Consider the following 5,517-nt stretch of genomic DNA (forward strand, 5'->3'; position numbering starts at 1 on the left):
TAATAAAGGAGATTCACCCCATGAGGAAATCGCTACTCGTCTTGCTGCTGTGGGCCCCTTTCGCCATGGCCCTGCTACCCCCGCCCGCCCAGCGTCTGGATCAACCGACGCAACAGGCGATCCAACGCTTCCTGCTGCACAACCGCATTCTCGATACCCCGCAGGATTTGGACAATGCGCCGTACATCGTCGCGGCGGACGCCGGGCGTGTCCTGGGCGCCCATGACGAACGGGTGCATGCCCGGGGCCACCTGGACCCGGCCCTGCCCACCTATGGGATCTTTCGTCGGGGCAAGACCTACACCGACCCCGATACCCAGGAACTGCTGGGCGTAAACGCCGATGACGTCGGCACGGCTCGCTTTGTGAACGCGGGCGATCTCACCACCCTGGCGGTGCAGCGGGTGACACAGGAGGTGCGCCCCGGCGACCGCTTGCTGCGAACCGAAACCCCCATTGCGTTGGCAGATCTTGAAGTCGCGCAACGTGCGCCCTTCATCGAAGGAAAAATCATCGACATCCCCAAGGGCGTAACCCAGATCGGCGTGCTGGATGCCGTCACCCTGAACAAGGGTCGCCGCGATGGCCTGGTCGAAGGCCAATTGCTCACGGTGATCAAGGCCGGCGCCACCGTGCGCGACACCCTTACGGGCGCTCCGGTGAAGCTGCCCGACGAGCGCGCGGGCACCCTGCTGGTGTTTCGCATCTACGAAAAGCTCAGTTACGGCCTGGTACTCAGCGCCTCACGGCCACTGGCAGTCATGGACCGCTTCGAGACTGCCCATCAAACACAATAAATAGGCTGCTAAATAAGTTACCAACAGAGTTATCCACAGCTTGTTCCGGTCAAGGATGATCAGATGTATCCGATAAACAGCCATGAAATTTCTCCGTCAGAACTGGAAGCTCGTCTACGCTTGCACAGGCTGCCGGAACTGAGTCCGAAGCGTTTTCGCCTGTTGATCGAAGCGTTCGGCTCGGCCTCCAAGGCGATCAGCGCGCCGGCCAGTGCCTGGCGTTCCCTTGGGTTGCCCGCGATCAGTGCAGAGGCACGGCGCAGCCATGCAATACGCGACGGTGCCAGTGCTGCATTGGCCTGGCTGGCCCGCCCGGCCCAGCATTTGCTGATGTGGGACCAACCCGACTACCCGGCACTGCTCGCTCAGATCGACGATGCGCCACCGCTTTTATTCGTGGCCGGCAACCCCGCCATCCTCGAAAAACCGCAGTTGGCGATGGTCGGCAGCCGCCGTGCTTCTCGCCCTGGGATGGACACAGCCGCTGCGTTTTCCCGCAGCCTGGCGAGTGCCGGTTTTGTGATTACCAGCGGGTTGGCGCTGGGCATCGACGGGGCCGCGCACCAAGCGGCATTGGATGTCGGTGGGCATACCATCGGCGTGCTCGGTACCGGGCTAGAAAATTTTTATCCACAGCGCCACAGAAAGCTCGCCGACGCGATGATTGCCCAGGGCAGCGCCATGGTTTCCGAGTTTCCGCTGGATGCCGCACCCCAGGCGGGCAACTTTCCACGGCGCAATCGGATCATCAGCGGCTTGTCCCTGGGTGTGCTGGTGGTGGAGGCCAGCATGGCCAGCGGTTCGTTGATCACCGCGAAGCTGGCGGCCGAGCAAGGGCGCGAGGTGTATGCGATTCCGGGCTCCATCCATCATCCTGGGGCCAAGGGCTGTCATCATCTGATCCGCGAGGGTGCGGTGCTGGTGGAAACCATCGAACACATTCTTGAAGGGTTGCGCGGTTGGCAGGCGCTGTCCCGCCCGGCGCCAGTGCCGGTGACCCATCCGCTGGTGGCCCTGTTGCATGCCGCACCCCATACCAGCGAAGCCTTGGCGATGGCCAGTGGGCGGCCTTTGTCCCAGGTGTTGGCAACCCTTACGGAACTGGAGCTTGAAGGTCAGGTGATCTGCGAAAGCGGGCGCTGGCTTGCGCGCTGTGCGCTTTTGTAGGGATGGGTTTTGTAACGAAGATCGGTAAACTGCGCAGAGCTTTAAGTCCGGAGAGTGAGCAATGGTCAACAGGTGGCGTGTGCTGGAAGCCGCACGAGAAATTCGCGCAGGCGCGGTGATTGCCTATCCGACCGAAGCGGTCTGGGGCCTGGGCTGCGACCCGTGGAATGAAGAAGCGGTGGACCGGTTGCTGGCGATCAAGAATCGCTCGGTGGACAAGGGCCTGATCCTGGTGGCGGACAACATCCGTCAGTTCGACTTCCTGTTCGAAGACTTCCCGGACGCCTGGATCGAACGCATGGCCAGTACCTGGCCGGGGCCGAACACCTGGCTGGTGCCCCATCAAGACTTGCTGCCCGAGTGGGTGACCGGTGTGCATGACACCGTGGCCCTGCGGGTCAGCGATCACCCGTTGGTGCGGGATTTGTGTTCGCTGGTCGGGCCGCTGATTTCGACGTCGGCCAACCCCCAGGGGCGGCCGTCTGCGCGCACGCGGCTTCGCGTGGAGCAGTATTTCCGCGGCCAGCTTGACCTGGTATTGGGCGGTGCTTTAGGTGGGCGCAAGAACCCGAGCCTGATTCGGGATTTGGCCACGGGTGAGGTGGTGCGCCCTTCCTGAGACCGAGGCGCGGCCATCGCGGGCAAGCCCGCTCCCACATTTTGACTGTATTCACAGATCCAAATGTGGGAGCCGGGCTTGCCCGCGAAGAGGCCCTCACAGACGCCGAAAACCCATAGTCTTAAGGCAGCAGAATGGTCGACCCCGTCGTCCGCCGCCCCGACAACTCCGTCTGTGCCTTCGCGGCATCCGCCAGTGCATACCGCTGGTTGATATCGATGCGTACCTTGCCGCTTTTGATCATCGAGAACAGATCATCGGCCATCGCCTGCAGGTTTTCCGGGTTATTGGCGTAGGTCGCCAGGGTTGGGCGCGTCACATACAACGAGCCTTTCGCCGCCAGGATCCCCAGGTTCACCCCGTCGACCGCACCCGACGCATTGCCAAAGCTCACCACCAACCCACGGGGTGCCACGCTGTCCAGCGAGGTCAGCCAGGTGTCCTTGCCGACGCCGTCGTACACCACCGGGACTTTCTTGCCGTCGGTCAATTCCAGCACGCGCTGTGCGACGTTTTCCTTGCTGTAGTCGATGGTTTCCCATGCGCCCAGGGATTTGGCCAGCGTGGCTTTTTCCGGCGAGCTGACGGTACCGATCAGCTTCACGCCCAGCGCCTTGGCCCACTGGCAGGCCAGGGAGCCCACGCCACCGGCAGCAGCGTGGAACAGGATGGTTTCACCGCCCTTCAACTCATAGGTCTGGCGCAGCAGGTACTGCACGGTCAGGCCCTTGAGCATGGCGCCAGCGGCTTGTTCGAAGCTGATGTCGTCTGGCAGGTGCACCAGGTTGGCGGCAGGCAGCACGTGCAGTTGGCTGTAGGCACCCAGTGGGCCACTGCCGTAGGCCACGCGGTCACCGACCTTGAATTGGGTGACTTCGCTGCCGACCGCGTCGACCACACCGGCGCCTTCTGCGCCCAGTCCCGACGGCAAAGCGGGCGGCGCGTACAGGCCGCTGCGGAAATAGGTGTCGATGAAGTTCAGGCCGATGGCCTCGTTACGCACGCGAACCTGTTGTGGGCCAGGCTCCGCTGGGGTGTAGTCCACATACTCAAGCACGTCGGGGCCGCCATGGGCACTGAACTGGATACGTTTGGCCATCTGCACTTCTCCTGGGTTCGAATTCGCGTAGCCCCCTATCGGACTCCTAAGCTTGATCTTCGTCAACTGCGGCACAGCGGGGTGCGGTGGTATCCTGTGCGCCCATTTGCCGCCGACGCCCAATGGCCTCGCGTAGCTTTGCCCGATTCAAGGTGATGCCATGACTACCCGCACCGAGGCTGTAAAGGCCTACCTGCTTGACCTGCAAGACCGCATTTGCAGCGCCCTGGAAACCTTCGAGACGGACACTCGCTTTATCGAAGACGCCTGGACCCGGCCTGCCGGTGGCGGTGGTCGCACCCGCGTGATCGCAGACGGTTCGGTGATCGAAAAAGGCGGCGTTAACTTTTCCCACGTGTTTGGCAGCGGTCTCCCACCGTCTGCCAGTGCCCATCGCCCCGAGTTGGCTGGCCGAGGTTTCGAAGCCTTGGGCGTATCGCTGGTGATCCACCCGCATAACCCGCACATACCTACTTCCCACGCCAACGTGCGCTTTTTCATCGCCGAAAAAGAAGGCGAAGAGCCGGTGTGGTGGTTCGGTGGCGGCTTCGACCTCACGCCCTACTACGGCAACGAAGAAGACTGCATTCACTGGCACCGCGTGGCCGAGCAGGCCTGTGCGCCGTTCGGCCCGGACGTGTATTCGCGCTACAAGGCCTGGTGCGACACCTACTTCCACATCAAGCATCGCAACGAACCGCGTGGCATCGGCGGCCTGTTCTTCGATGACTTGAACGAGTGGGACTTCGACACCTGCTTCGCCTTCATTCGCGCCATCGGTGACGCCTACATCGACGCCTACCTGCCGATCGTGCAGCGCCGCAAGGCCACGCCCTATACCGCGCAGCAGCGCGAGTTCCAGGAGTTCCGCCGTGGCCGCTACGTGGAATTCAACCTGGTCTACGACCGTGGCACGCTGTTCGGCCTGCAATCGGGCGGGCGCACCGAATCGATCCTGATGTCGCTGCCGCCGCAAGTGCGCTGGAGCTACGACTGGAAGGCCGAAGCCGGCAGCGAAGAAGCGCGACTTACCGACTACTTCCTGCAAGACCGTGACTGGCTGGGCCTCGCTGCGCCTAAGGCGGCTGTCTAATGGACCGTTATGTCGTGTTCGGCAACCCCATTGGCCACAGCAAATCGCCGTTGATCCACCGTATGTTCGCCGAGCAGACCGGCGAGCAACTGGACTACAGCACCTTGCTGGCGCCGCTGGAGGATTTCACCGGATGTGCCCGTGCCTTTTTTGCACAAGGCCGTGGCGCCAACGTCACCGTGCCGTTCAAGGAAGAAGCCTACCGCCTGGCCAACACCCTCACCGAGCGTGCTCAGCGCGCAGGCGCGGTGAACACCCTGAGCAAGCTGGCCGACGGCAGCCTGTTGGGTGACAACACCGACGGTGCCGGCCTGGTGCGCGACCTCACGGTGAATGCGGGGTTGAACCTGCAAGGCAAGCGCATTCTGTTGCTGGGCGCTGGTGGCGCGGTACGTGGCGCGCTGGAGCCGTTGCTGGCCGAGCAGCCGGCTTCGCTGATCATCGCCAACCGCACCGTGGAAAAGGCCGAAATGCTCGCTGAGTTGTTCGACGACCTGGGCCCGGTGTCTGCCAGCGGTTTCGACTGGCTGCGTGAGCCGGTGGACGTGATCATCAATGCCACGTCCGCCAGCCTGTCAGGCGATGTACCGCCGATTGCAGGCAGCCTGATTGAACCGGGCAAGACCTTTTGCTACGACATGATGTACGCCAAGGAACCGACGGCGTTTTGTCGCTGGGCCACTGAACAGGGCGCAGCCGTGGCAATGGATGGTCTGGGTATGCTGGTTGAGCAAGCGGCGGA

Annotated in this window: 6 protein-coding genes; 5 read left to right on the forward strand and 1 reads right to left on the reverse strand. The window is 62.7% G+C overall.

Going from position 1 to position 5,517, the window contains the following annotated elements; genetic code table 11:
* The first annotated feature begins 20 nt into the window (after positions 1 to 20).
* From HX803_RS31290 to HX803_RS31300, 3 genes are all read left to right on the forward strand, one after another.
* Positions 21 to 797, forward strand: coding sequence for a peptidoglycan-binding protein (locus HX803_RS31290; RefSeq protein WP_178925950.1), 777 nt, complete (start codon positions 21 to 23; stop codon positions 795 to 797).
* 63 nt (positions 798 to 860) lie between these two features.
* Positions 861 to 1,964 (forward strand): DNA-processing protein DprA, encoded by a 1,104-nt coding sequence (gene dprA / locus HX803_RS31295; RefSeq protein ID WP_178925951.1) that lies wholly within the window; start codon positions 861 to 863, stop codon positions 1,962 to 1,964.
* A gap of 61 nt (positions 1,965 to 2,025) precedes the next feature.
* Positions 2,026 to 2,583 carry an L-threonylcarbamoyladenylate synthase gene (locus HX803_RS31300; RefSeq protein ID WP_178925952.1) on the forward strand — a complete coding sequence of 186 codons (558 nt, stop codon included), beginning with the start codon at positions 2,026 to 2,028 and terminating at the stop codon, positions 2,581 to 2,583.
* Between the two features lie 121 nt (positions 2,584 to 2,704).
* Here the strand turns inward: HX803_RS31300 and HX803_RS31305 are convergent, their stop codons facing one another.
* Positions 2,705 to 3,682, reverse strand: coding sequence for a quinone oxidoreductase (locus HX803_RS31305; protein WP_178925953.1), 978 nt, complete (start codon positions 3,680 to 3,682; stop codon positions 2,705 to 2,707).
* Between the two features lie 160 nt (positions 3,683 to 3,842).
* Between HX803_RS31305 and hemF the strand changes: the two genes are divergently transcribed.
* Together hemF and aroE are read left to right on the forward strand one after the other, a co-directional pair.
* Positions 3,843 to 4,775 carry an oxygen-dependent coproporphyrinogen oxidase gene (hemF, locus tag HX803_RS31310; RefSeq protein WP_178925954.1) on the forward strand — a complete coding sequence of 311 codons (933 nt, stop codon included), beginning with the start codon at positions 3,843 to 3,845 and terminating at the stop codon, positions 4,773 to 4,775.
* Positions 4,775 to 5,517: shikimate dehydrogenase (gene aroE / locus HX803_RS31315; RefSeq protein ID WP_178925955.1), on the forward strand; the 743-nt coding region annotated here is incomplete at its 3' end. The genes hemF and aroE, both read left to right, overlap by 1 nt.

The sequence above is a fragment of the Pseudomonas sp. P7548 genome, from assembly GCF_013386585.1.
Lineage (GTDB): Bacteria > Pseudomonadota > Gammaproteobacteria > Pseudomonadales > Pseudomonadaceae > Aquipseudomonas.